The sequence below is a fragment of the Chloroflexota bacterium genome (assembly GCA_009840625.1).
Taxonomy (GTDB): Bacteria; Chloroflexota; UBA11872; order UBA11872; family VXNJ01; genus VXNJ01.
The window spans coordinates 98,413-123,631 of sequence record VXNJ01000009.1 but is presented as its reverse complement, the minus strand read 5'-3'; the positions used below and the strand labels follow the sequence as shown (position 1 = coordinate 123,631).

General features: G+C 65.6%; 21 protein-coding genes. 6 read left to right on the top strand and 15 right to left on the bottom strand.

Annotation, left to right across the window (positions count from 1 at the left end; all coding sequences use genetic code 11):
- Positions 1 to 20: 20 nt before the first annotated feature.
- Positions 21 to 1,379 carry a hypothetical protein gene (locus F4X41_06250; protein MYB16622.1) on the bottom strand — a complete coding sequence of 453 codons (1,359 nt, stop codon included), beginning with the start codon at positions 1,377 to 1,379 and terminating at the stop codon, positions 21 to 23.
- A 30-nt stretch (positions 1,380 to 1,409) separates the two neighbouring features.
- On the bottom strand, positions 1,410 to 2,474 hold the full coding sequence (locus F4X41_06245) for an ABC transporter substrate-binding protein (GenBank protein MYB16621.1): 1,065 nt from the start codon (positions 2,472 to 2,474) through the stop codon (positions 1,410 to 1,412).
- 257 nt (positions 2,475 to 2,731) lie between these two features.
- Here F4X41_06245 and otsB point away from each other — a divergent pair, with 257 nt between their 5' ends.
- A complete protein-coding gene (gene otsB / locus F4X41_06240; protein MYB16620.1) occupies positions 2,732 to 3,688 on the top strand; it encodes a trehalose-phosphatase in 957 nt (318 codons plus the stop codon).
- Positions 3,689 to 3,715: 27 nt separating this feature from the next.
- Here the strand turns inward: otsB and F4X41_06235 are convergent, their stop codons facing one another.
- The 6 genes from F4X41_06235 to F4X41_06210 form a co-directional block, all read right to left on the bottom strand.
- Positions 3,716 to 4,609: a hypothetical protein gene (locus tag F4X41_06235; GenBank protein ID MYB16619.1), complete on the bottom strand. Its 894-nt coding sequence runs from the start codon at positions 4,607 to 4,609 to the stop codon at positions 3,716 to 3,718.
- A gap of 57 nt (positions 4,610 to 4,666) precedes the next feature.
- Positions 4,667 to 6,586 (bottom strand): DUF4914 family protein, encoded by a 1,920-nt coding sequence (locus F4X41_06230; GenBank protein ID MYB16618.1) that lies wholly within the window; start codon positions 6,584 to 6,586, stop codon positions 4,667 to 4,669.
- Positions 6,587 to 6,685: 99 nt separating this feature from the next.
- Positions 6,686 to 7,159, bottom strand: a complete 474-nt coding sequence (gene smpB / locus F4X41_06225) for an SsrA-binding protein SmpB (GenBank protein ID MYB16617.1) — start codon at positions 7,157 to 7,159, stop codon at positions 6,686 to 6,688.
- 100 nt (positions 7,160 to 7,259) lie between these two features.
- Positions 7,260 to 7,994, bottom strand: coding sequence for a hypothetical protein (locus tag F4X41_06220; protein MYB16616.1), 735 nt, complete (start codon positions 7,992 to 7,994; stop codon positions 7,260 to 7,262).
- 343 nt (positions 7,995 to 8,337) lie between these two features.
- On the bottom strand, positions 8,338 to 9,516 hold the full coding sequence (locus F4X41_06215) for a threonine synthase (GenBank protein ID MYB16615.1): 1,179 nt from the start codon (positions 9,514 to 9,516) through the stop codon (positions 8,338 to 8,340).
- Complete coding sequence (locus F4X41_06210) at positions 9,513 to 10,955, bottom strand: sulfatase-like hydrolase/transferase (GenBank protein ID MYB16614.1); 1,443 nt, start codon at positions 10,953 to 10,955, stop codon at positions 9,513 to 9,515. The genes F4X41_06215 and F4X41_06210 overlap by 4 nt, the downstream gene beginning before the upstream one ends.
- Before the next feature lie 232 nt (positions 10,956 to 11,187).
- Here F4X41_06210 and F4X41_06205 point away from each other — a divergent pair, with 232 nt between their 5' ends.
- Positions 11,188 to 11,721: a ferritin gene (locus tag F4X41_06205; protein ID MYB16613.1), complete on the top strand. Its 534-nt coding sequence runs from the start codon at positions 11,188 to 11,190 to the stop codon at positions 11,719 to 11,721.
- Here the strand turns inward: F4X41_06205 and F4X41_06200 are convergent.
- Both F4X41_06200 and F4X41_06195 read right to left on the bottom strand, forming a co-directional pair.
- Positions 11,718 to 13,250 (bottom strand): HlyC/CorC family transporter, encoded by a 1,533-nt coding sequence (locus F4X41_06200; protein MYB16612.1) that lies wholly within the window; start codon positions 13,248 to 13,250, stop codon positions 11,718 to 11,720. The two genes, F4X41_06205 and F4X41_06200, sit on opposite strands and share 4 nt — an antisense overlap.
- Positions 13,058 to 14,401, bottom strand: coding sequence for an HlyC/CorC family transporter (locus F4X41_06195; protein ID MYB16611.1), 1,344 nt, complete (start codon positions 14,399 to 14,401; stop codon positions 13,058 to 13,060). The genes F4X41_06200 and F4X41_06195 overlap by 193 nt, the downstream gene beginning before the upstream one ends.
- 74 nt (positions 14,402 to 14,475) lie before the next feature.
- On the opposite strand from F4X41_06195, the gene F4X41_06190 reads away from it, so the two are divergent.
- The 3 genes from F4X41_06190 to F4X41_06180 are packed head-to-tail and all read left to right on the top strand — an operon-like array spanning position 14,476 to position 17,773.
- A complete protein-coding gene (locus F4X41_06190) occupies positions 14,476 to 15,954 on the top strand; it encodes a sulfatase-like hydrolase/transferase (GenBank protein ID MYB16610.1) in 1,479 nt (492 codons plus the stop codon).
- Positions 15,955 to 15,978: 24 nt separating this feature from the next.
- Complete coding sequence (locus F4X41_06185; protein MYB16609.1) at positions 15,979 to 16,887, top strand: ATP-binding cassette domain-containing protein; 909 nt, start codon at positions 15,979 to 15,981, stop codon at positions 16,885 to 16,887.
- Positions 16,880 to 17,773 carry an ABC transporter permease gene (locus F4X41_06180; protein ID MYB16608.1) on the top strand — a complete coding sequence of 298 codons (894 nt, stop codon included), beginning with the start codon at positions 16,880 to 16,882 and terminating at the stop codon, positions 17,771 to 17,773. Before F4X41_06185 ends, F4X41_06180 begins: the two co-directional genes overlap by 8 nt.
- A 311-nt stretch (positions 17,774 to 18,084) precedes the next feature.
- Here F4X41_06180 and F4X41_06175 read toward each other — a convergent pair whose 3' ends face one another.
- The 4 genes from F4X41_06175 to F4X41_06160 all read right to left on the bottom strand — a co-directional run bounded on the left by F4X41_06175 (position 18,085) and on the right by F4X41_06160 (position 23,277).
- Complete coding sequence (locus F4X41_06175; GenBank protein ID MYB16607.1) at positions 18,085 to 19,341, bottom strand: hypothetical protein; 1,257 nt, start codon at positions 19,339 to 19,341, stop codon at positions 18,085 to 18,087.
- Positions 19,342 to 19,398: 57 nt separating this feature from the next.
- Positions 19,399 to 20,319, bottom strand: coding sequence for an acyl-CoA desaturase (locus F4X41_06170; protein MYB16606.1), 921 nt, complete (start codon positions 20,317 to 20,319; stop codon positions 19,399 to 19,401).
- A gap of 94 nt (positions 20,320 to 20,413) precedes the next feature.
- On the bottom strand, positions 20,414 to 21,721 hold the full coding sequence (locus tag F4X41_06165) for a class I SAM-dependent methyltransferase (protein MYB16605.1): 1,308 nt from the start codon (positions 21,719 to 21,721) through the stop codon (positions 20,414 to 20,416).
- On the bottom strand, positions 21,604 to 23,277 hold the full coding sequence (locus F4X41_06160; GenBank protein MYB16604.1) for a carboxypeptidase M32: 1,674 nt from the start codon (positions 23,275 to 23,277) through the stop codon (positions 21,604 to 21,606). Before F4X41_06160 ends, F4X41_06165 begins: the two co-directional genes overlap by 118 nt.
- On the opposite strand from F4X41_06160, the gene F4X41_06155 reads away from it, so the two are divergent.
- Positions 23,277 to 24,215, top strand: coding sequence for a sugar phosphate isomerase/epimerase (locus tag F4X41_06155; protein MYB16603.1), 939 nt, complete (start codon positions 23,277 to 23,279; stop codon positions 24,213 to 24,215). The two genes, F4X41_06160 and F4X41_06155, sit on opposite strands and share 1 nt — an antisense overlap.
- 39 nt (positions 24,216 to 24,254) lie before the next feature.
- Here the strand turns inward: F4X41_06155 and F4X41_06150 are convergent, their stop codons facing one another.
- On the bottom strand, positions 24,255 to 25,208 hold the full coding sequence (locus F4X41_06150; GenBank protein ID MYB16602.1) for a carbohydrate kinase family protein: 954 nt from the start codon (positions 25,206 to 25,208) through the stop codon (positions 24,255 to 24,257).
- Between the last annotated feature and the right edge of the window lie 11 nt (positions 25,209 to 25,219).

Sequence of the window (25,219 nt, the reverse complement as noted above, 5' to 3'; positions counted from 1 at the left end):
GACGAACCCTCGAACACGGCCTATTTCCGGGGCAGGAGGCCGTTCGGCCAGAAGGACAGGAAAAGGATCAGCAGGACGAAAGCTATCGCGTCGCGCCATTCGCCGGCCAGGTCCCAGATGCCGAACTGCTCGACCATTCCCAGTACGAACCCGCCCAGGATCGCCCCGTAGAGATTGCCGATACCGCCGACCACGGAAGCGATCCAGCCTTTGAGCAGCAGCAGCAGCCCCATCTTCGGTTGAATCGCGGTATCGTGTCCGCTCAGCAGGCCGGCCAGGGCGGCGTAGGCGGCGCCGATGAAAAAGACGATCGATACGACCACTACCGTGTTGATTCCGACCACCTTGGCAACCTGTTCATCGTCGCCGATGGCCCGCACCGCCCGCCCGAACGCGGTTTTTTGCAGCATGATCCACATGGCCGCGAACCCCAGCAGGGCGACGCCGATCGCAAAGATGTTGAATCCCTTTATGTAGGCTCCGGCCACGCTTATCGAAGTCGATCCGAAAGTTTCCGGCAACGGCCGCGGCGCGCTCTCGAAGGCGATCGAAATAAACGCGGTAAAGCTCAGCAACACCCCGAGCGAGGCAACCAACATGATCAGCGGCGAATTGGCCCGTTCGCGCATGTGGACGTACAACCCGCGGTAAAGCGCCAGGCCGACCGAGCCGGCTAGGAGGCACGTGAGCAGCCAGCTCAGGTAGAGTTCCGACCCGTCCGCCCCGGCCAGCAGGAATCCGGCCGCGATGCCGCAAGCGATTCCGACCATACCCGCCAGCGCCTTGGCGCCATTTCCGGTTCCGGCGGTGATTTGCCCCAGGAGCCAAATAACCAGCCGTCCGGCCAGAACCGCCACCGCCAACCCGATCGCCGGAGCCAGCAGCAGTCGCAGGTGTTCGGGGTATGAAAGCAGGGCGAGGGTGTAGGCGCCGCCCGAGAGCCCCAGCGCGGCGACCACGCCGCGGTAGGCAGGCTTCGGCAGCTTGTCCTGCAGTCGGGCCAGCGGCCCGGCGTGCACCGCCCAGGCGATTACGCCGCCGACCACCACCGCAAGGACGATGTTGATGACTGGATTGGCCACCTCATAGCGGCCGTAAAGGGCGTCCGAAGACCGTAGATAAAAGACGCCGTAGGCACCCAGCGTCGCGGCCGCGCCGTAATAAAGATCGAAGAACCAGACCGTGCTGTAGACAAGCGTGAAGCCCATCGCCAGGAGCGCGTAAATCGCCCCCACCGCCAGTCCATTGAACGCAAACTGAAGTGCCTGCTGCGGCGACTGCCCCACCTTCCAGGCCAGGTAGGCAACCACCAGCAGCGACAACCCGATCGCGGCCAGCCGCCCCTGGTTGCGGAGCGCTGCGACCGGGTTACTGATCACGGCCGTGCGGGCGGGCGGCGGCTCTGGCCGCTATTCGGTCGGGGCCGGCCCCAGTACGCGGTATCCGTAGTTTTCCTCAGTGCGCTCGGCTACAGGCAGGATTTCGACGACCACATTGGACAGGCCGACTACTTCGCCCTTCTCGTCAAAGCTGTAATCGGTGCCGATCGCACCGCTCCAGGTGATCGCATACATGCAGTCGCGGAACCCGTCGGCGTCCTGGTCGTCGCCGGTTTGCTTCAAGCACTCGGCGGCGATGTAGACGTCATCGTAGGCCGATCCCAGGTACCAAGGCAGAGTCACGTAGTCGTAGCGGGCCCTGAAATTACCGAGAACCTCCTGGCCCTTGGCATTGGCCGGGTCGAGATCGACGAAGACCGCTTTCAGTCCGGTTGCGGCGTCGCCGGCAATCTCCAGCGCGGTCGTACCGGCCGGCACTATTTCCGAATAAAGCGGTCCGTCGTAGCCGATCTCCCGAAGCTGCTTGATCACCGTCCCGCCGGCAAACTCGCCTTGTGCGGAGATATGGATGGCGTCGGGCTGGGCGGCTACCAGTTTGGTCAACTGGCTGCGGAAATCGGTCACATCCGATGCATACTGCTCGGCCGCGACCACCTCCCCGCCGCGTTTTTCGAACTGCTCGACCGTAGTGCGCCTTACGCCCTCGGCGTAATCCGTGGATTCGGTGATAGTGGCCAGTTGGCGAACCCCGTCGGCCCACAGCGTGTTGCCGGTGTCGATGCCGACCAGGATGTCGTTAAGCGAGGTGCGGAAGATGTAGTCCCCGGCCTCGGCAATGTCTGGATTGGTCGCCAGGCCCGAGAACAGAATGACGCCCTCTTCCTCGGCCAGCGGAGCGGCGCCCAGCATCGCCCCGGAGCAGGACGTCCCGAGGATGATCTTGATTCCGTCGACGTCGGTCAGTTTCCGGTAAGCCGTTATCGAGTCCTGGGCGTTGCATTTGGAATCCTCGACCACCAGCTCCAAGGGCCGACCGTTGATTCCGCCGGCGGCGTTTATCTCGTCAACCGCCATCTGTTTGGCCTGGACCGCGACGGTTCCATACGTCTCGCCGGGACCGGTCAGCGATTCCATTACGCCAATTCGGAACGGCTCGGCCGGGGCGGCTGGCTCCGGTTCAGGTTCGGGTGCCGGGGCGGGAGTTGCCGGAGCCGGAGCCGGCGCCGTCGTCGGTTCGGCTTCCTCCCCGTTGCAGGCCGCCAGAATCGCCGCTAGGGCGGCAAGAACGACCACCGTAATTAAGACCGTGCCAATTTTTTTCATCGTTTCCCCACTGCCCAATTGCAACTCTCGCCAAATGTCATCTGCGGCAATTGACCTGATTATTCCTTATTCGACCAATTGGCCCGATTTCCGCGCGCGATTCAACCGGGGCCGCGGGTTGCAATCGGCAGGGGTGGTTCGTCGGAATTGACCCCGGCGACTGCCCGCATAATCCGCTCGCATACACTGCGGAGCACTTGAAGGGGCGAATACGGTTGCCGCAAGAAACCTCAAAAACCGGTTCGGGATTGCCCGGACTGGGGGCGTTGGTTCGGTCCCTGCTGGCGGCGCGCGAACCGCTCGCGCTGCTGCTCGACTTCGACGGCACCCTGGCCCGGATCTGCGATCGCCCCGGCGACGCCAGGCCGGAACCGGCCGCGCTCACGGCCCTGAATCGTATGTCGGCCGATACCCCGATCGCCATAGTCAGCGGGCGTGGGCTCGAAGATTTGCAGACCCTGATTGCGATCCCGCGTGCAACGTTTTTCGGCAGCCACGGGCAGGAAGCCCGGTTCCCCGGCGGCCAGACCATCAATCCCTTTGGCGAAAGCGCTCCCGAGCTGGGGCAGTTGCGCGGCCGCATAGCCGCCGTTGCGCGGGAGTTCGCCGGTTCTTGGATTGAAGAAAAACCGCAGGCGCTGGTGCTGCACTACCGCAACCTGCGCGATCAGGGCAAGTTGCCGGATCTGCGGCGGCGCATTCAGATCCTGGCCGGGGAGTTCCCGGAGCTGAGCATGATGGCCGGCCGCAAGGTGTTCGAGTTCGTGCCGGCGGCGGCGCCCGGCAAGGGCGGCGCGGTGCAGTGGTATCTGGACCGTTTGGACCCCGGCGGCAACGCCCCGCGCATCCCGGTTTACTTCGGTGACGACGTGAGTGACGAAGGGGCTTTTGCGGCAGTCGATCCCCTTGGAATCGGCGTTCTGGTGGCGCGGCGGACGCGTCCGACTGCGGCCGGTTACCGGCTCAGCGGTGTTAATGAAGTGGCGGCCGCCCTGACGCTGCTCGCCCGTTGGAATGCGCGTTAATCGCCCGCTCCACCTGGCCGGCACGTCCTACTTGAATTGCCCCACCACGGATAGCAGCTCCAACGATAGCCGGACGTTCCGTTCGGTCACGTGTCCGATCGAAACGCCCAGCGGCACCCCGGCCGCGGAACCTGCTTCGAGCGTGGCCGCCAAGAGGTCATGCAGGTAGTCGACCGTCCCGGGCCCGACCGCGGCCGAGGGAATTGCGGCCGCCGGCTCGGAGAGGCGCCGCCCGGGGTTGATCACCCGAGCCATCAGGCGCGCGGTGGGTGGCGATATGACCGGAACCAGGCTCAGAAACAGTCGTGCCGGTTTGACGTCGGCCTCACGGCAGGTTCGACCGTAGGCCGCGATAGTGGCCGCCATGCTGTCGGCGTCATAGTAGATCTGCGAGAGAAAGAACTCGGCCCCGGCCCCGGCCTTGGCCAGCATCCGGGCGGGTTCGGCATTGCGGGCATGGATCGCAATTGCCCCGGTCCGAATCCTGGGATCGGCGGCGCAGCGGGCGATCGCCGCGACGGTCGAGGTCGGATTGACGCTGGCCTGGTCGCGGCTCGACGGGCCCACCACCGCCAACGCGCCGATTCCGGCCCCGGCGACCCTGTCCAATAGCGATTCGATCGCCGCACCCCCCAGGTGGGTCAGCGGCTGGGCAACTATGGCAGTTGGTGGTGCTGGCGCCTGCGCCGCCTCAAGGTAGCGGGCCACGAACGCAATCGCGTCGTCCTTTACATAACGCTCAACCTCCAGGCCGCCGCCCGATTCGTCTTCGACCTGTGGCACCAGCACTGCGTCGACGATGTCGCCGAAACCGGTCAGGGTCCGCGCCAGCGCCGCGGCCGCGTGGACCGGATCGCCCTTTCCGCCCAGCGCCGGGGGCAGGGATTCGTAGATGACCGGCAGTTGCCGGTCACTGATCAAGCTGGAAATGGTTCTGATGAGAGCTCGCCCGTCTGGGATCCCCGAACCGCGGCGGGACTAGGCTGGGCCGCCTGCCGGCATCAACTTTTCATAATCGGCAACGCCGCCATCGTCGAGGGCGCATTCGATGATCTCTCGGCCCAGGGAAGCAAGCTCGGGGTGGCTGAAATCTGAGCGCAGCGTCGCCTTGAAGAACTCGGTCAGACGACCGGCGCCGATCATGTAGGCCTCCTCGCCGACTTCCGGCTGGGTGTCCACCTGGGTGAACCAGCGGTCGATCAACTGGCCCTCGATCCGCATTTGATCCATCGCGTAGCCGAGCAGCGAGCAGCGGGCCGGCGAGATCTGGTCCTGCCGGAAATGGGCGCCGCCGCGCCGCGCGAGGTACTCCCGAACCATCCACTGCGGCATGAAACCAACCCGCCAGGCGCCGATGTTCTGGTTGGGCGTGAGCGTGTAGCGGGTGTTGGGAGCTGACACCATCTGGTCCAGCAAGAGGTTGGCCTGGTCGACCCGGCGACCGGTTGCGAACGGCCAGTACGAACCCACCCCTTCGGATTCGAGACCCGACCCGCCGACGATGCTGGGGTTCAGATAACCGCGTGGGGCCACGAGGCGCCAGAGCCATGCCAACGCGGGTGGGAGGAAGTGCAGCATCCCGACGATCCCGTAAGTCGGAGCATTGCTGGTGCAGGGCGGTTGACGCAGGCCGAAATTGCGAACGTCAACGCTTACCGGATCGTTAACGACTTGCGGAACGATTTCCCGCGGCAGGATCACTCTCGGATTCGGGCAGGGCTGGCCGGGCGCGTCCTCGACCGGCTCCCAGATAAGTGCGGTGGCGTTGGGAACCGCGTGGATGTTCAGGAAAAGGATCGGACGTGGCGGCGTCGTGCACAAGCGCTCCAGGTACGGATCAACGCCGTAGGCGTGAATGTGGTCCACGCGAACGAACCAGGCCGCCTCGGCGTCGGTGACGGTAAGGCGCCCGGATTGGTCCTGGATTGATGGATGGCAGAGCGCCATGTCGTCGGTGACCGGCTGCAGCTGGCAGAACTGGTTGATCGAAAGATGACGCATTTCGCCGGAGATTTGGTTGTGCCCCAGCATTAGCCGGCCGTCGGTTTCCACGTGCGGGTATTCGAGCATTTCCGATTTCCCGCACCCGGAAGGTCCCTCGTGCATGATCGTGACGATGTTGTCGTAGGGCGTGATCGCCTGCACCACCGAACAGTGCGCGGTCACCCATTTTTCGGCCTCGCCGATCGACAGCAGGACTCCGTAAATCCCCTTCTTGGCGCTCGGGCCCAGGTAAAGGTTCAGGGAGAAGATTTCGTGCATCGCCTCGCTGCGGCAGTGAACCACCACCTGGCGGCCCTCACAGTGCAGGTGGCGGAACGGCGGAGCCAGGTAGATCACGGCCCGCGGCTCAAACTCTTCGCCCAGCTCCGATATGGGCACCATCTGCTGCAGCTCGGCCAGTCCGGCCGCGAAAAAGGCGGCGTTGCGCGGAGCCACCAGCAGCGCCGGATATCCGAGCCGCTCTCCTCCGGCCTGGATCGCCAGGACCAGCAGGTCCTGGTCGGCGAGCCAGCCGAACACCGCCTCGCGCAGCTCGTCCATTCCCAATTCGAGCCGGTCGGAAATGTTGACCTTGTCTGAACCCAAGCGGTCACCGATCACCATGCTGTCGGGATCGCGCCGGCGCATGTAGGGGTCGTGGAAATTGACTGCTACCCCGTTGCGGGTCCGGGTTACCGTCGCCTCCGGCACGTGCCCCTTGCCGGGCACGTCGTAGGCGACTTCAAAAATGTCCGCGCCCTCCCCGCCTAGGGAGAGGTCGCGCAGCTGATCGCCGCTCTCGATCCAGGCAACGGAAGGCGCCGATTCCAGGACGCTGCGCAGATCCGGCGATAGAACCAGTCCCGTCGGGAGCACAGCGGTGTTCTCGGCGACCGCGGTCGATTTGGTTGACATGGGCGCAGATCGAAAGGGACTTGAAACTAGGTCAGGGGGCGAATGGCGGTCGCCTGATTAATTCTCGCAAGCCTGCCGCTTCACACGTGTCAGGCGGGCTCAGGCCCGGCCGTGTTTGAGCAGCCGCCTTAAACGGGTTTCATTCTCGCGTCGCGAGATTGCTTCACGCTTGTCCCAGCGTTTCCGGCCGCGCGCGATGGCAAAGCGCAACTTGGCAAATCGACCCTGGATCAGCAGTTCAAGCGGGACTGCCGTATAACCCTGCTGCTGCGTACGGACCTGGATACGTAACAGTTCGCGGCGATTGAGCAGCAACTTGCGCGGGCGGTCGGGATCGTGGTTGCGGTCCGCGGCCGGCCGGTAGCGGGCAATGTGCATGCCGTGTATCCACGCCTCACGCACGTCGACTCTGATGTAGGCGTTGGCGATCGAAACGTTGCCCTGGCGCACCGATTTGATTTCAGTGCCGGCCAGAACGAGCCCGGCCACGAACTGCTCGCCGAGTTCGTAGTCATACCCCGCCCGACGGTTCCGGGCGACGCTGGCCCGGCGTTGCGGGGGGCCGGAATCGATATTGCTGCTGCGGCCGCGTCGGCGAGGAATCGTGCTACCCAGACGATCGTCCGGCGCAGCGGCGGACGAGGCGCGCGATCGCGGACGGAATTATTGGCGGTCAGTCAGTCTTTGTCGCCGGATCCCTGAACATCGCGAATCCCAGCAGGAATAGCAGCAACGTTCCCAGGGAGAGCACCGCGCTGTTGGTCTGCAGCATCAACCCTGGGTCAAAGGAGGGGACGTGCAGCGCTGTATGAAACACGGCAATCGCCAGGAGTCCGGCCAGCGCCAGTCCCCAGCCCAATATCGTCGGCAGGCCTATCGATCGCGATCGCAAAGCCAGGCCGATTCCGGTGAGGAAGGTCGCCACCGGGTAGATGGCCAGAAACGCCACCAGCACGGCCGTCAGGGCAATGAAAACTCCGCCCGCCGCCGCGAGCATTTGCTCCGCCATTGCCGGCTCTTCGGCGGCGCGTTGGGTTAAGTGGATCGCCATGTGCCGCATGCCCATAGCGGCCGTAAATATCGCCCACCCGAACAAGCTGACCCCGATACCGGTTCGCAGGAGGGTCGCGGCGAGACCCGACTCATTGCTGACAGACCGGTATATGCCCAGAAACCCGCGCGCATAGAGCAGCATCGAGACCATTGCCAGCAGCGTGGTCAGGTGTCCCAGGTTCGGGTTTTCTCCCAGCGACGCTAGCGCGCTGGTGGTATCGGTCTGGTCGACCGGATCGATCAGGGAAACGCCGGGACTCACCAGGGTCGCGACGATCATGACCGCCACCGCCGCCATTAGCGAAATGCCGGCGGCCTTGCCCGCCGCCGGCAATCCGCGTCCTTCACTCTTCATAAATCACACTCCCCTGGATCCAGGTCGGCAACTGTCGGGTACCGGATTGGAACTGCACCGCACGCATTGAGCCGCTCTAGCATCGCGCATGCGGCGACCGCAATAAGCGCCCGACCTTTTCTGGAATCAGCCGATTCCGCCCGGCAACTTATTTCACCAAACCTTAAATCATTGCGCCGCGTCGCCTTGGCCGAATCCGGCCGAAGTATCTCGGCGGCAACGTCAGATCGCTTCGGGCCGGGTGGCACCCTGCGGTCGTGTACGCTAATTTCCCAGGCACGGCGATCGCGGTTTACCCAAGCGCTTCACCAGCCCTGCGCGCCGGTGCGGGGTAAATGACTGATCAGGCGCCGTTAAAGACGTGGGGGTACTTGAGCCCGTTGCCGGTGGAGAGCAGCACGACCCGCTCGTCGGCGTCGATGGCACCGGAGTCGAGCAGGGACTTGAGCGCCGGCAGCAAAGCCGCCGCTTCCGGGCAAAGCAGCAGCCCTTCGCGTTCGGCCATTTCCCGCACGGCCCCGGCCAGTTCCGAGTCTTCGACCGAAATCGCGACCCCGCCAGTCTCCTTGATGATCCGCAGCACCAGGCGATGGCCGTAGGGCAGCGGAACCAACAAGCCGGCCGCCAGGGTGTAGGGGGACTCGGGGGCCTGGGCGGTGCTGTGACCGGCCTCGTAGGCGGTCACGATCGGGTCGCAGCCGCTGGCCTGAACGGCCACCAGGCGCGGCATTTTTCGCCCCGTTAGCCAACCCAGACGGGCCATTTCGAGGGCCGCCTTCCAAATTCCGATCAGTCCCACGCCGCCGCCGGTCGGGTACAGGACGACATCCGGCATCTGCCAGCCGAAGAATTCGGCCAGCTCGTACCCCATCGTCTTCTTGCCCTCGATCCGGTAGGGCTCCTTAAGGGTCGATCCCTCGAACCACCCGTTGGCGGCGGCCCGTTCGGACATGAGCTTCCCGGCGACTGAGATCGGGCCGTCTACCTCGACCACTTCGGCACCGTAGGCGCGGCACTCGGCTTTTATCGGGTCGGGGGTGAAGCGCGGCATCGCCACGTGGGCGGCTATCCCGGCCGGCGCTGCGTACGCGGCCAGGGCGCTGCCGGCGTTGCCGGCAGTCCCCATGGCGATGTCGCGGATTCCAAGTTCGCGGGCCCGTGAGTAGGCGGCGGCAGCTCCGCGGGCCTTGAACGTTCCGGTGGGGTTGGACCCCTCGTCCTTCAGCCAGAGTTCCTTGAGGCCCAGTTCGCCTGCAATCCGGCGCAGCCGCAGGGTGGGGGTCGATCCCTCGCCGAGATCGACGATGTTGGCCTCTCGGCGGACCGGCAGGACCTCGCGGTAGCGCCACATCCCGCGCGGGCGGCGCGAGATTTCGGTGCGGTCGAGCCCCGAATCTTCGAGAGCGTACTCGGCCAGCCACGATCCGCCGCAGTCCGGACAGACCGTCTGCACGCGGTCGGCCTCGCCCTGACGACCGCATTCGCAGCAGACAAGGTGCGAGAGCAGTGACCCGGTTTCTATCGACCCTGCTCCCGCAAGCTGGCCAGGACCGGCAAGGGATTCGGATCGGCCCAGGCCTGGTAGAAAACGGCCCGGTCGGCCGCAAGATCGCCGGTCAGATCGGCGCCCTGGCCGAAACCGCGGACCAGAAGGTCGCGACCGTCGAATTGCTCCTCGGCGTAGTCGGCGAAAAACTTTTCCAACATCCGGCGCATCGAGGCAATCCGCGCCTGCTGGTCGGGGTGGTAGAAGAGATTGCTTCGCTCGCCGGGATCCTCCTGCAGGTCGAAGAGTTCGCAGGGGCCGAAGTCATAGCGGTGGATGTATTTCCAGCGCCGGGTGCGGATCATGCGCGTCCCGCCGAACTCGTCGAAGACCACCACCGCGGCATGATCGTCGGGCTCATCGCCCTGCAGCGCGGCCGCCAGGCTCTTGCCCGGAAGGTTCACTCCCGCCGGGATCGGCAGCCCCAGGTAATCGAGCAGTGTCGGGTACATGTCGTAGTTGGAGTGGAGGCCTTCGAACACCCGGCCGGGCTCGATCGTGCCGGGCTGGGAGAAGATGCAGGGCACCTTAACCGAGGTCTCGTACATGTTGAAGGGGAAGGTTCCGTTTCCTTTCCCCCAGACCCCGTGGTGGCCGAAATTGAACCCGTTGTCGGAGCAGAAGACCACCAAGGTGCGTTCGCGCAGGCCCAGTTCCTCGAGCGTGTCGATGATCCTGCCCACGGCAAGGTCCATAGCGGTCACGGCCGCAAAGTAGCCCTTCAGCATTTCGCGGCCGCCCTTAAATTCCGTCGGCGACCCGGCCATCCAGGGATGCGGCTCCTCCTGCGGGCAGGACTCAAACGGGCAGTCGTCGTAGGAATCGACGATCTCCTGTGGATGCCCGTACCACGGGCTGTGGGGGGCGGTGTAGTGCACGGAAGCGTAGAAGGGGGCGTCGCCCTGCGCGCTGGCCCGGATGAATTCAATCGCGTCGTCGGTGAAGATGTCGCTCGCGTATCCCGGCGCGATGTGGCGTTCGCCGTCGCGCACCATCTCCGGGTCGATGTAGGACCCGCCGCCGAAACGGCGGAGGTTGTGGCGCGCGAAGCCGTGGCGGGGAAGTTCCTGCTCGCCAAGGTGCCATTTACCCGATAGCGAGCATGAATAACCATTGGCCGCCATCACGTCCACGTAGGTGGTGCGCCCCGACAGCAGCGCCGGGGGCATCTCGTTGCTGGCGTCGCCCCGAACCCAGTCATGCACGCCGTGCTGGGAGTTGATCAGGCCGGTCAGGTATGTGGCCCGCGACGGCGAGCACACCGGTGAGGCCACGAAGAAATTCTCCAGGCGAACCCCCGAGGCCGCCAGGCGGTCGAGATTGGGAGTGCGAATTTCGTCGTTGCCGTAGCACCCCAGCGCCCAGGTTGCCTGGTCGTCGGTGAGGATGAAAACCACGTTGTCGTTAGCGGGCATGAGTCCTCGGCGCCGAAATGCGGATCAATGCAGATTTTTCCATATGCGCAATCCCCGTATGGGGCCCAATCACGTTAGCGCCGGCTAAATCGGCTTAAACCACTGCTAAGTCCCTTGCCGGTTTAACCGGGCAACATCTGACAAGTGGAAAACGCGGCGGAGGGCGCGGCAGGAGCCGGGTATTTGCCGCCGCGAAGAGATCGGAAAACTCCATCAAGCGACGGGAGCAGGAGTGAGCAAGCAGGACGCTGGACGGGGCCTCGGGCCGCTGTCGGAGGACATGCTGGATGGGCTGAACCAGCAGATATCAAACGAATTTGCAGCCGAATTTGCATACCTGGCGATGGCCGGTTGGTTCGACAACGAGAGCCTGCTCGGTTGCTCAGCGTTCATGGAGGCGCAGGCTGCCGAAGAACGGGGCCACGCGTTGCGGCTCTATGAATACGTCCTGGATCGGAACGGCCGGATCGTGATCGGCCCTGTCGCGGCCGTGTACGGCGACTTCAGCGGCGCGGTCGATGCCTTTCGCACCGCTTTAAGCAATGAAGAAGGCGTTTCCGAGTCCATAAAGCGGCTGCACCAGATGGCGCTGGACGAGGGTGACAGCCCGACCGCCGTTTTTCTGGAATGGTTCCTGACCGAACAGGTGGAAGAGGAAAAGACGTTCGACGATATCGTCCGCCGGTTCGAACTGGCCGGCGACAACGCGGCGGCGCTGCTGGTGCTGGATATCGAGTTGGGCGGCAAGGCCGGCGGGGAGGACTAGTCCGGAGCGGCGCCGGAGTCCGCGTCGCTCGGCGCCGACGCGCTCGGATCGCGCATGAAGCGCACCGCCAGGATGCGCGGGCCGCTGGTGCGGGTCACCATCACCAGCCAGCCGCGGTAGGAAAAGAACGCGCCTTCGTCGGGGATCGCCGACAGCTGATTGATCACGAAACCCGCGACGGTGTCGAACTCGCCCTCGGGAAGCTCCAGATCCAGCGCTTCGGCAAGTTCGCTGGCGCGGGTCAATCCGGTTGCGGTCCAGTTGCCGTCGTCGAGTTGCCGCAGATCGGCCGAATCGTCGGCCGACTGGTCGGCGAGGTCCCCCACCAGTGCCACTGCCAGGTCCTCGGTGGTGACCAGCCCGGCAGCGTCGCCGTGTTCATCGACCACGAGCAGCATCTCGGTTGCCGAAGCGCGCATCATGGCCGGGAGTTGGGCGACCGGTGCGTTCTCGAACACTGCCGGCAATTGCGAGATTGCCGGACGCGGTAGCGGAGCGCCCCAGTCACGGGCGCTGAGCCGATAGAGGTCGACTACGTCGACCAGTCCGACGATGTTGTCGGCGTCGCCTTCCCAGAGCGGGAAGCGTGAATAGCCGCTGCGTTGCGCCATGCGGGCCAGCTGCATGGGCGTGGACGAAACGGCGGCCGCGACCATCTGCGGTCGCGGCGTCATCGCCTCGCGCACGCGCATACCGGAAAAGGTAAGCGCCCGCTCAAGCATTTCCAGTTCGGGTTCGTCCAGTTGGCCCTCGGCGCTCAGGTCGGCCACGATGAATTCCAGGTCATCGCGCGAATAGGCGATATCGACTTCGTCTTCGGGTTCGATACCGAACATTCGCACCACCAGGTTGGCGGCCCCGTTCAGGACCCAGATGATCGGGCGAACTGCGTTGGCGAAGAACCGGAAGGCCACCGCCAGGGCCAACGCCACCCCGGTCGGGCGGGTCAGCGCCACGTTCTTGGGCAGAATTTCGCCGAACACCATGTGCAGGGCGGTGACCAGGGCCAGCGCGGTTGGCAGCGCGATGAGGTGCAACGTCGCCGGCTCCAGTTCCCATACCTGGCCGATCGCAAGCTCCAGGAGAAAGGCCACCGCCGGCTCGGCCACGAACCCCAGCGCGATCGATGCGACGGTGATCCCCAGCTGGGCACCGGCCAGCATCAGGGAGAGCTCCTTGGCCGATTTCTGGGCCATGCGTCCGGCCCAGGACCCGCGCTGGGCCAATTCGGCCAGGCGCGGCCGATCGGCGGTGGTGACCGCAAATTCGGCCGCCACGTAAAACGCGTTAAGGCAAAGCAGCGCCGCCGCCAGGACCAGGGCCAGGATCGGGTCGATCACGGCGCCACCGGCGGAGTCACCGCCACCCTTGTGATCTGCATTCCGTTGGTGGCCAGCACCTCGAATCGCCAGGCGCGGTATTCGAGGACGTCGCCGGCCGCCGGAATGCGCTGGAATTCCATTAGCAGGAACCCGGCCAGGGTCTCGTAGGGACCGGGCGGAAGGGTGAAACCGGCCGCCTGTTCGCACTCCAAAGCCGTCGCCAACCCGTCCAGGCGGACGGTTCGTCGGGCCAGTCCGTCCGAGGAACCGGCGCGCCCGATGAGCAGCGGCAGCAGCGCGTCCTCGATGGTCAGGACGCCGGCCATGACGCCGTGTTCGTCCAAGGCCACGGCCATCGGGTTCTGCTGGCGACGCATTCGCAGCAGGACCGAGTAGACGGGCGCGGTCGGCGGGGTCGCCAGGATCGGCTGCATGTAGAGACGGACCGGAAAACTGGCCAGGTCGTGGCGGGCGATCGAAAGCAACGCCCTTGCCGTTACAACCCCAAGGACTTCTTCGCTGCCCCGCATCAGCACCGGTATGCGCGCCACGCCGTGCTGGCTCACGACCCGAGCCAAGTCGGCCATCGTGGCATTGTCGGGGAGCGAAATGACATTGCTGCGCGGGGTGAAAACATCCCGCACCAGCAGCGAGTCAAAGGCCACCACCGCCTCGGCGAAACGAGACGTGCTAGAGGGCAGCGAGCCGGCCCGCGAGGACCAGCGGATCGCCCGCAGCAGGTCGGCGGAATTGCGGACCCCGGCCAGCTCATCGGATGGCTCCATCCCGACCACCCGAATGCACAAATTGGCCAGGTAGTTCAGCAGCCAAACCAGCGGCCGGGTCAGGCGGTTCGACAGGCCCAGCAGCGGGGCCAGCAGCAACGTCATCTGCACTGGCCGGGCCAGGGCGAAGTTCTTCGGCACCAGTTCGCCCATGACCATCTGAATGAATGAAAGCAGCACCAGCACGGCCAGCGACCCGATCGCGAAGGTGGCCCCGGAACCGGCGCCGATTCCGGCCTCGCCGAGATATTTCTCGAGCGCAGGGGCAAAAAGCAGTTCGGCGACGAACCCAAGCGCCAGCGAAGTCACGGTGATGCCGAGCTGGGCCCCGGAGAGTTCGTAGGCCAGGTTGCGAAGTCGCGCGGTGGCGCTGCCGGCGCGGCGGTCACCGTCTTCGGCACGCTGCTCAATGCGGTAGCGGTTCACCGCGATGAGTGCGAACTGGGCTCCGGCGTACACGCCATTGACGGCAATTAGCAACAGCGCCAGGGTGACGCCGACGATGATCTCTATTGGCGAACCGCCCTGCTCAGGTGCCGGACCAAGAGTGAAAAGCCAATTTGACTGGCCCAAATTCTCGCCTCGCGCCGAACCCCCGGCCCAAAAAGCCAAAATCGGTGGCGACCCTGACCCCGATCGGTTTCCGTATGCCCAAGCGCCCCAACATCCTCTGGTATTGCTCCGATCAGCAGCGCTTCGACACCATCGAAGGACTCAACAACGAACACATACACACGCCGCGGTTGAAACGGTTCATGGACACTGCGGTCACGTTCACCCACGCGCATTGCCAGACCCAGATTTGCACTCCCAGCCGGGCCAGTTTTCTCACCGGCATGTACCCGAGCGCGCTCGGGGTTCTGGGCAACGGTAATCCCTACTTTCCGCCGGAACACTCCTCTCGCCTGATCACGCGGGTGCTGGCCGGGGAGGGCTTCGACGTCGGCAACGTCGGCAAGCTGCACCTGGCCGGCGCCGGCGGCGGCGCCGAGCAGCGTACCGACGACGGCTACCGCTACTTCCAGTATTCGCACTCGCACAAGGGCCCGGACCTGCCTTTCCACGACTATGCCGACTGGATCCGTTTGCAAGGCAGCGATCCGGCCGGGTTGATACCCGGCGATTGGGGCGGCCAGGCCAGTTACCGGCGCGGTGCCGAAGTCAAGTCTTTCGGAGGCCTTTTCGAGCCGACCGCCGAAGCCGACAACGTTCCCCCTCACCTGCACCAGACCCATTGGTGCACCGAAAAAGGGATCGAATTCATCAACGCCAACCGCAACGTCGACCAGCCCTGGATGCTGACGTTGAACCCGTTCGATCCCCACGCGCCGTTCGACGCCCCCTACGAGTACTACCGGCGCTACGATCCGGACGAGCTCCCGGGTGCCCACTTCCGCGAATCGGACATCGCCCACCAGCAGCGTCTGGTCGACGCAGGGATCGATTTCCAGTCCAAGCCAAAGCATCCACGCGAATGGGACCACCGCAAGGTCCAGGCTTCCTACTACGCCATGATCGAGCAGATCGATCACGAATTCGGCCGCCTGCTGGACCACCTGGAAGCAATCGGCGAGCGCGATAACACGATCGTGATCTTCACCTCCGATCACGGCGAGGCGCTCTGCGACCACGGCATGATCCTCAAGGGCTGCCGATTCTTCGAGGGCCTGGTCCGCGTGCCGCTGATGATCTCCTGGCCGGGCCGCTTCGCCGGGGACAAGATCTGCGAAGGCCTGGTCGAGCTGACCGACCTGGTCCCCACCCTCTACGAGGCGCTGGGGATGGAGGTCCCCTATCACGTGCAGGGCAAGTCGCTGCTGCCGGTGCTTGAGGGCGCGGACGATGGACGCGACCATCGCGACTACGTTCGGACCGAGTTCTACGGGGCGATCAACCACGCCGACCAGACCCACGCGACCATGTACCGCACCCGCCGCTGGAAGCTGGTCACCTACCACGGCAAGGACGTGTGCGAGCTCTACGACCTGGAGTCCGACCCCTGGGAGCACGAGGACCTCTCGCGCGACCCCGCACACGCCGCGGTCCTGCAGCGGCTGTTGCGCGAGGCCTACGACGCGCAGGCCTATGCCCGGACCAACCCGGTGCCGAGAACCTTCTCCTTCTAACCGGGCATTCGGCGGCGGTCCAGCATGCTCAGGATCGAACACGCGCACAAGCGGTTCGGCCGGATCCACGCCCTGCGCGGCGTGGACCTCGAGGCCGGCGCCGGGAGAGTCCTCGGGCTGCTGGGACCGAACGGGTCCGGCAAGACCACCGCGATGCGCGCGATCTTCGACCTTGTGTCCCTGGACCGGGGCCGGGTCACCTGGCGGGATCGGCCGATCGGCCGGCGGCAGCTGCAGCGCTTCGGCTACATGCCGGAGAACCGCGGCCTCTATCCGCGCGCCAAGGTGGGCGAGCAGCTAATCTACCTGGGCCGGCTGCGCGGAATGGACCGCGAGTCGGCCGCCGCCGCGGCCGGCGACTGGCTGGCGCGGCTGGGGCTGGCCGACCGTTCGGATACCCCGCTCGAGAACCTCTCCAACGGCAACCAGCAGCGGATTCAGCTGGCCGCGGCCCTGCTGCACGACCCCGAGCTGGTGGTCCTGGACGAACCGTTCGCCGGACTCGATCCGCTGGCCACCGAAACGCTTTCCGAACTGGTGCGCGATCGCGCCGCCGCCGGCGCGGTGGTGATCTTCTCGTCCCACCAGCTCGACCTGGTCCAGGACCTGGTAGACGACGTTGCGATCGTTGACGCCGGCCACCTGCTTCGATTCGGCCCGGTCGATCGGATCCGATCCGCATCGGCCTACCGGCGCCTGCGGGTCGAGCTGGCTGAACCGGCCGGGCGCTGGTGGGGCCGGATAGCCGGCGCTGAGCTGGTGGCCGCCGACGAGGGAGCGGTGGGCCTGCGGGTCGGCGCGGACCTGGACCTGGAATCCGCGCTCGCGGCGGCGCTGGAGGCCGGACGGGTGATTGAATTTGCCTACACCCGGCCGTCGCTCTCCGAGGTATTTATGGAAGCGGTGCGCGGACGGGACCTGGACGATGGGTGACCTGCGCGGCATATGGTACGGCGTCCGGGTCGTGGCCGCCTACGAACTCGCGCAGCGCCTGCAGAGCCGGCGTCGACTCGTCACCCTGGCGGTGTTGCTGGCGCTGTTGATCGGCGTGCCGTTCGCCCTGGCGCGGTTCCTGGCCCCGGAGCTGCCGGACGAATTCGAAATCGAGGAACTGGCGGTGGGCCTTTCGGGATCGTCGGCAGTGTTCATGTTCGTGGCCATCACGCTGTTTGCCAGCGACGTGCTCAATTCGGTCGTCGCCGACAAGAGCAACCGCGTGATCGAGGTCCTGCTTTCGAGCCTGCGCCCCTATCAGCTCATGGCCGGCAAGATCCTAGGCGTCGGAGCGTACGGTCTAGTCAGCTTTTCGGTCCTGGTGGGAGCGGTCGCCATCTCGGCCGGCTTGATCGTCCCCTCCAGCCTCGGAATCCGGCTGACCGTCGACGCCGGGTCGGCCTGGATCCTCCTGCTGACGATCTTCTGGTTCGTCGTCGGCTACTTCCTCTTCGCGGCCCTTTACGCCGCGCTGGGGGCCACCGTCTCCAGGATCGAGGACGTGAACCAGGCCGTTCTGCCGGTCACCCTGGTCTCCGTGGTGGTGTACCTTGTCGCCTACATGCTGGTGATCACCCCGCTGGGCGAGACGGGGTGGGGTCGGGCGCTGGCGATGCTGCCGATGCTGTCCCAGTTCGCGGTCCCCGGGCTCGTGCTGAGCGGGGCCCTGTCGTGGCCGCTGGCGCTGCTGGCCGGCGCGATCAACGTCGCCGCCCTGCCGCCGGCGATCTGGTTCGCGGGCCGGGTTTATTCGGGCTCGGCCCTGGCGGTCGGGGCCCGGGTTCCTCTGCTGCGGGCTTGGCGCGGACAAATCGGGCCCGACTGAGCCGAACGCCGGCATTCGCGGATTGGTCGATTTCCGGCCAGGGAATAAGCGCGGCCGAATCGGGAATCAGAATCTCTCCCCGAATGCCCCCGACCGAATCGTAGGGACATTGAGGGGGGCGGGCAGCTGCCAGCACCCGGGAGTCAAAACTTGTAAGCACTAACTGCTGGCCGGGGTCTGCCAGATAGGTCAATGAAGCCATGGCAAGGGCGTCCAGGGTCCGAACCGACACCGGGGATGGTGCCATGGCGCGGCTGAGGACGTACGGGTTCAACTCCAGCAATCCTCCGCCGGGGCGGAAGCCTGGCTGGCTAGGTTGCCACCCCGATCAGGTCACCGGCGTCGTCGAAGGCAAAGCGCTCGGATGACCCGGTTCGCTCGGCGCGACCTTCGGACTCGAGCTGATCGGCGACCGGCTCGCTGGCCCAGAACTCTTCGAGCTCCATCGTGTTGCGGATGCGGGCCATGCGCGGTGTTCCGCGATTGGCCAGACGCGAAGCCGCGCTTACCGCAACTTCCAGGGTCTCGGCATCGGTCGGGAAGTTCATCGGAATTCGCGACCCTGAAACGACCAATGAGGTCGTACCGTTGATGTAGGTCTGGTCCGGGTCCATCGCCTCGACCAGCTTGCCGGAGACGAAGTCGGCCATCCCGATCCCGGTGGCGTTCCCGCCCGACTCCTCGGTCAGGCGCAGCGTCGCCAGGTAGTGGTAGTCGGGCAGTTTTTCGCCGAAACTCTGCAGCCGCCAGAGCCCGACGACGTTCGTGTCCATCCCGGCCCCGGAGATGTTCTTGCCCATTTCGTCGACGACCAGGAGCTGCAGCTGGTCGATCGGCAGGCGCGGCAAGAGGCGCTTGGCCGCAACCAGCAGCCGGCGGTCGGTGGCGTGAAACTGGTCGGGCGCAACCACCTCGCAGTGCGCCGGTTGGTCGTAGGCGTTCTCGACCAGGGCCACGCCCAGCAGCAGGCGGCCGTAGTCGATCGCGACCTGGGCCCCTTCCGGGATGGTCTCCGCCAGACCGGTCTCGTGAATCCGCTCGGCGCCGATCTGCTTGCCGAGTCCGACCGAGGTCATCTTGCAAAGGCCGCTCTCGATCTCGCCCTTGAAGTCGGTGTGCGGCTTGACCCGGCCGATAACTACCACGTGATCGGCGCTGTAGGCGTTGGCGTCGCCGAAGAAGGTCTGCCCGCTGGGACCGCGTCCCAGCTCGATGACTTCCATGGTGGCGCGAACCGGCGCTCCCACGGAAGCCAGGGTTATCCCGTATTCGGCCAGCACCGCCTCCTGGCCGGAAGCGGTTGCCCCTCCGTGGCTGCCCATTGCCGGAACGATGAATGGTTCCAGTCCCGCCCGGTCGAGTTCGCTGACGATGCTGCGAACGACCTTAACGATTGGGGACACGCCCCGGCTGCCGACGCCGATGGCGACCGTTTGACCGGGCATCGCCTCACTGTCGGCGAGCCGGGCGCGCAGCTGTTCGCGCAAGCAGGCTTCCAGGTCGGCGATATGGGCGCCGTCGAGTTGCTGGCGCATCTGGATCAACTGGGGCCATTGCATCGCGGTCAATCCGCCTTCCTCACAAGAAACCGATTAACGGGATCCGACGCCGCGCCGCAATTCGGACTACTGGGACCCTTCGGCCAACACTCTTTCCGGCGGTTCGCGCAGGTCCCAGATTAGTCGCGTCCAACTAAGCATCGTCAGCAGGTAGTGGGTGATGTCGATCTCGTACCAGTAGAAACCGTTGCGCTCGGCCCCCGGGTAGCGGTGGTGGTTGTTGTGCCAACCCTCGCCGAGAGTCAGAAGGGCCAGGAAAAGGTTGTTGCGCGAGTCGTCGTCGGTCTTGAACCTTTGGCTGCCCCACATGTGGGATCCCGAATTGATCATGTAGGTCGTGTGCATCAGGGCAACCGTGCACCAGACGAAGCCGAACACGAAGAACTGCGCGGCGGTCGCGCCGGACCCGGGAAACGCGTACTCGAACCAGAACCCGAACCCGATCACGAAGGCGGCGTAAAAAAGCGCCCCCAGCGGGTAGGCGTTCTCAAGCCAGCGTAGTTCGCGGTATTGCGAGAGGTCCTTGACCCGGTCCCAGCGGGTGTCGTTGCGGTCGTCCTCGGTCAGCCAGCCCACTTGCGCCCACCAGAAACCGCCCTTGCGGGGGGAGTGGACGTCGGACTCGTCGTCCGAATGGGAGTGATGGTGGCGGTGATGGCCGGCCCACCAGAGCGGACCCTTCTGCATCGAAATCGTTCCCAGCAGACCCATCACGAACTGGAACGGGCGCGATGTCTTGAAGCTGCGGTGCGAGAAATAGCGGTGATAGAAACCGGTAATGAAGAAAACCCGCGCCCAGAATGCGAGCAGCGTAAACACCACGACCGGCCAGCTGATGCCGGTGAAAACCGCGCTCAGCACGCTGACGTGCAGCAGGAAGAACGGGAAGTTGCGCTTCCAATACCCCTTCGGTTTGGGACGCGGCTTCCAGAAGAACTTGCGCTTTTGGTAGCTGGCTGGCCCTGCGGACAGCGATTCTTGCGCCATGTTTCCCCTTGAATTACGGCTTGGGAGCAACTTGCCGAGGCGGCGCTGCGGGCGCTGCCCGATTCTAGGTCAGGCCGGCCGGCTGGCCCTTGATTCAGGCTCGCGTGCGCTGCAACAGGAGTTGGACGTCGCGAATTGAACGCGCCTCGAACGCGCCCGCGCACGAGGAGAGGTAGAAATCCCACATCCGGATGAAGCGGTCGTCGAACCCTATTTCGCGGACCTGCGGCAGCACGGCAAGGAACCGCTCCCGCCATTCGAGCAGGGTCCGCACGTAGTGCGGTCCGATCTCGCGTTCGTGCTCGATGCTCAAGTCTCCGCCCGAGCGTTGCAGCGACTCGTCGATCTCGGCTACCGCCGGCAGGATCCCGCCCGGAAATATGTACTTGGAGATCCATCCGGAGGCGCGCAGGGCGTTGTCGCGGCCGGAGTCGGGAATCGCGATGGTCTGCATCAGCATTTGACCGCCGGGCCGCAGAGTGCGCGCGCACACGGCGAAGAATTCGTCCCAATATTCCTTGCCCACCGCCTCGAACATCTCGATCGAGACGATGTGGTCGAATTCGCCGGCGACATCGCGGTAGTCGCAGTATTCAATCGAAATCTGCCCTGACAATCCCGCCGATTCGACCCGCTCGCGGGCCAAGCGCTGCTGCTCGTGCGAAATCGTTATCCCGGTTACGCGGCACCCGCGGGTCCGGGCGGCGTGGATCGCAAACCCGCCCCAGCCGCATCCGATTTCCAGCACGTGGTCGCCGGGACCCAGCCCCAGGCGCTGGCATATGGCTTCGAATTTGCGCGACTGACCGGCCGCCAGGTCGTCACCGGGTTCGAATATCGCGCATGAATAGGCCAGGGTGTCCGCGTCCAGGAATAACCGGAAGAATTCGTTGCCCAGGTCGTAATGGGCGTGAATGTTCTTCTCGCTGCCGGCGCGCGAATTAGCGCGGCGGCGGTGCCGGGCCAGATCGATAACGCGCTGGCCAAGTGAGAGCGGTCCGTCGAGCCGCATAGCGGCGGTGTTTTGCAAGGCTGCCGCGATGAGCCCGGGCAGGTCGTCGGTCGACCAATCCCCGTCCATGTAGGACTCGCCGGCCCCGGTCGTGCCGCCCTGAACGATGCGCAGGAACGCCCTCCGGCGATGGACGGTGATTCCGAACTCCCGCCCGCCGGCCGGCCCGAACCGGCGCCGGTCGCCGTCGGGGAGTTCTAGCACCAGCTGCGAACCGCGCCAGCGCGCCAGCGCCCGGCACAGCAGCGATTGGGCCAGGGACTCGAGCAGGTTCATGACGGTGGTTCGGGCAGGTAGAGCGCTTTGAATTTCCGTTCCAGGTATTCGAGCAAAGGCTCGGCCGACAGCTCCTGGCCGAGCTCTTCCCGGGCCAGTTGGGTGGCGTTCCATTTTGACCCGTGGCGGTGGACGTGCTCGCGCATCCAGGAAAGCAGACCGGAGTATTCGCCCCGCCGGCAATCGGAATCGATCGCAGGATCGGAGGAGAGCGCCGCTTCGTAAAGCTGGGCGGCGAGCAGGTTGCCGAGCGTGTACGTGGGGAAATAGCCCATCGCGGCCTGCGACCAGTGAACGTCCTGGAGGCACCCGCGGGCGTCATCGGGAGGGGTGACGCCGAGCATCTCCTGCGACAACTCGGCCCAGCGGTCGGGAACGTCGGCCGCGACCAGGCAACCGGCGATAAGGTCCTGTTCGATCTCGAACCGCAGGATCACGTGCAGGTTGTAGTGGAGCTCGTCGGCCTCGACCCGGATGTGACCGGCCCCGACGCGGTTGACGTCGCGATAGAGCTGTTCGGGGGTTACCGACGCGAAGCGCCCCGGAAAGTGCTCGCGCAAGTTTCGGAGCAGGTGGTCGCTGTAGGGCCGCGAACGCCCGACCAGGTTCTCCCAGAGGCGCGATTGCGACTCGCAGACCACCAGCGATTCGCAGTCGGCCAGCGCGGTGCGCGACAGCGCGACCGGGACCCCCTGCGAATGCATGGCGTGTCCGGCCTCGTGGATTGATGCAAAAAGGGCCATGCCCAGGTAGTCGTCCTCGGTCCGCAGCGTGACCCGGACATCGCCGGCCCCGACCGAGACCGCGAACGGGTGGATCGTGAGGTCCTGGCGCCCGCGCCCGAAGTCGTAGCCCAGCTCCTTTATCACCGCGCGGGTGAGCGCCACCTGCCGGTCGGGGTCGAATTCCCCGTGCAGGACGGTGCGCGGGTCCGAATCGAGTTCCGGCCCGATGTTTTTCAGGAGCGCCGACAGCCGCTGGCGCAAAGGCGCGAACAGCTCGTTGACGCGCGCGGTCGTCATGCCCGGTTCGTAGAGGTCAATCAGCGCGTCGTAGGGGTCGTCTTCGTAACCCAGGTACTCGGCCTTGCGGCGCTGCAGCTCGATCAGGCGCTCGAGGTTCGGCGCGAACAGGGCGAAATCGGATTCGGCGCGGGCGCGACTCCATACGCCGACCGATTCGGAGGCTGCGCGGGCCAGCTCGGCTACGAATTCGCCCGGCAGGCGAATGGCCTGCTGGCGACGGCGATGGGCGACTCGGCTAGCGGCCGCCGAATCATCGTCGGCAGTGTCGGCGGCGGCCTGCAGCAAAGCGCCGTATTCGGCGTCGACGGTCCGCTCGTGGATCAGGGTTTCGATCGTGGCAATCTGGTGACCGCGGGCTTCCAGCCCGCCGGCCGGCATCTTGGTCCGCTGGTCCCAGTAGAGGAGCGAAAGAACGTATCCGAGATCGGCCAGTTCGGCCGAGCGGGCGGCAAGATCCGGGGCGGCGGGATCGTGGGCCATGGTCAATCCAGGTGGGCAGTTGGTGCAGAGGGCCGGGGATCTGCGGCGACCACCGGTCGCGCCGCCGCCGGTCGTGGCTGGAACGCATTGCGCGGACGGCCCACCATTATCTTGAAACATGTGCCCGGGAACGGTGGCCGGGCGACATTGAAGGCGGCGTGCCAATGCTTCTCGGATTCAGGTTTCCCCGGCGCTGGTTTCCGTACCGGCACCGGCCGGGCCAGGCGATGCCGACGCAGATCATGCGGGAGGTTTTTGGCTGGGCGGCGGCGGCCGGATTTTCAGGTTGCGAACTCTCGACCGCCCATCAGGACTTTCCCGGGTTTTCCGACGGCCAACTGGATACCGTGGCCGGTCTATTGGCCGACGCCGGGCTCAAGGCCGCGGCCTACAACCCGGGCGGATTTCGCCTTCACGGGGACGGGGGCGATCCCGCGGCCCGGACGAGGGAGTTGGTCGGGTCGGCCCGGATCGCGGGCCGGTTGGGAGCGCCAACGATCAACTTGACCCTGCCCGGTCCGGGAACCGGCGGCGGTCCGTCCGCCGTCCCGTCCGAGTACCTGGTGGGAGCGCGGCATCCGCTGGGCAGCGGGCGGGGCCGTCCGCCGTCAGAAGCGGCCGCGCTGGCCCTGTCCCTGGGCGAACTGGCCGATGCCTGCGCCGATAGCGGGATCGACGTATCGCTCGAAATACACCAGAACTCCTACATCGAGGACTCGGATGCGGCGCTGTCCCTGCTGGGGCGAATCGACCGTCCCAACGTGGGCCTGAATCCCGACTTGGGAAACATCCTCTGGGCGCGGGCGATTCCTTACGAGAGCCACGAAGAGGCGATCGAGCGTCTGGCCCCGCACGCGATTTACGTGCACATGAAGAACCTGCGGCGGGTTTTCGTGGCCGGGCTCGACCGGGCCGCGTTCGTTAGGACCTCGCTGCTGGAGCGAGGTGACATCGACTGGCGCTGGGCTCTAAGCGTGCTCAACGCCGCCGGGTTCCGAGGGTTCCTGACGTTCGAGGGCGACTACGCCGAAGGCTGGGATTTTCGGCGGGCGATGGAGCGCAATGCCGAATACGTGAGCGGACTGGTCGCCGATCTCGAGTAGGCCCGCCGGCCCTACATTGAGAGCGTCGGGCGGGCGCAGCTAGACGAGGGCGTACAGCTGGCGCACCCGTTCGAATTCGATCGCGGCCGGTCCGCCGGTCGACTCCACCGCGGCCGCACCGGCCGCCGATCCCCAGCGGCAGGCTTCTTCGAGCGGCCGCCCGGCGTTGACTGCAGCCAGCAGGCCGCCCGCGAAAGCGTCCCCGGCGCCGATCGGGTTGCGTTCCTTTACCGGCGCCGCCGCGATACGCTGCGGGTCGCGGCGGCCGGGGCTGTACAGGTCGAGCCCTTCGGCGCCGTGCTTGACGATTACGTGGCCGGGGAAGATTCCGCGAAGGCGGTGCATGCGCATTTCCGGCCGCTCGCCGAGGACCAGGCCCCATTCGTAGCGGGAACCGATCAGCACGTCGACGGCCCGTTCGAGTTCGGCCAGCTCGTTGAAGTTGAGCATGTCGTCGCCGGCCTGGCCGATGTCGAGCGCGACGAGCCCTCCGTGGTCGTGGGCGATGACGGCCAGTTCGATCACGCCGGGGGTTATCGGGCGCGTGACCGATAGATTGAGTCCCGAAAACAGGACCTGGCCGCGGGCCCAGGCGCGCGGGACCGCATCGAGTTCGATGTGCTCGCCGGGAAAGAAAAAGGCCTGCCGCAGTCCTTCGGTGGAGTTTGCGATCACGTGGGTGCCGGTGGACTTGTTGCCGGTAGGGGCGAGTTCCACGTCCCCGTCCGCAAACGCCGACCGCAATGTTTGTCCCAGCAGGTCGACCCCGACCGGGCCGGCCAGCCGGGTGGAGCCGCCGATCGCGGCGCAGGCCAGCGCGGCGTTGCCGGCGGTCCCGGCGGCGATCAGCCGGGCCGGTTCCCGGTGCCAGACGTCCGAACGGGCCGAAAACTCGGCTTCGGCGATCGGAAACCGGTCCAGACCGGTAATCGAAATGTCACAGACCAGCGAGCCGACGCACAGGGCCGGCCTTCCGCTGGCGGGTACCAGCACCGCGCCCTGGC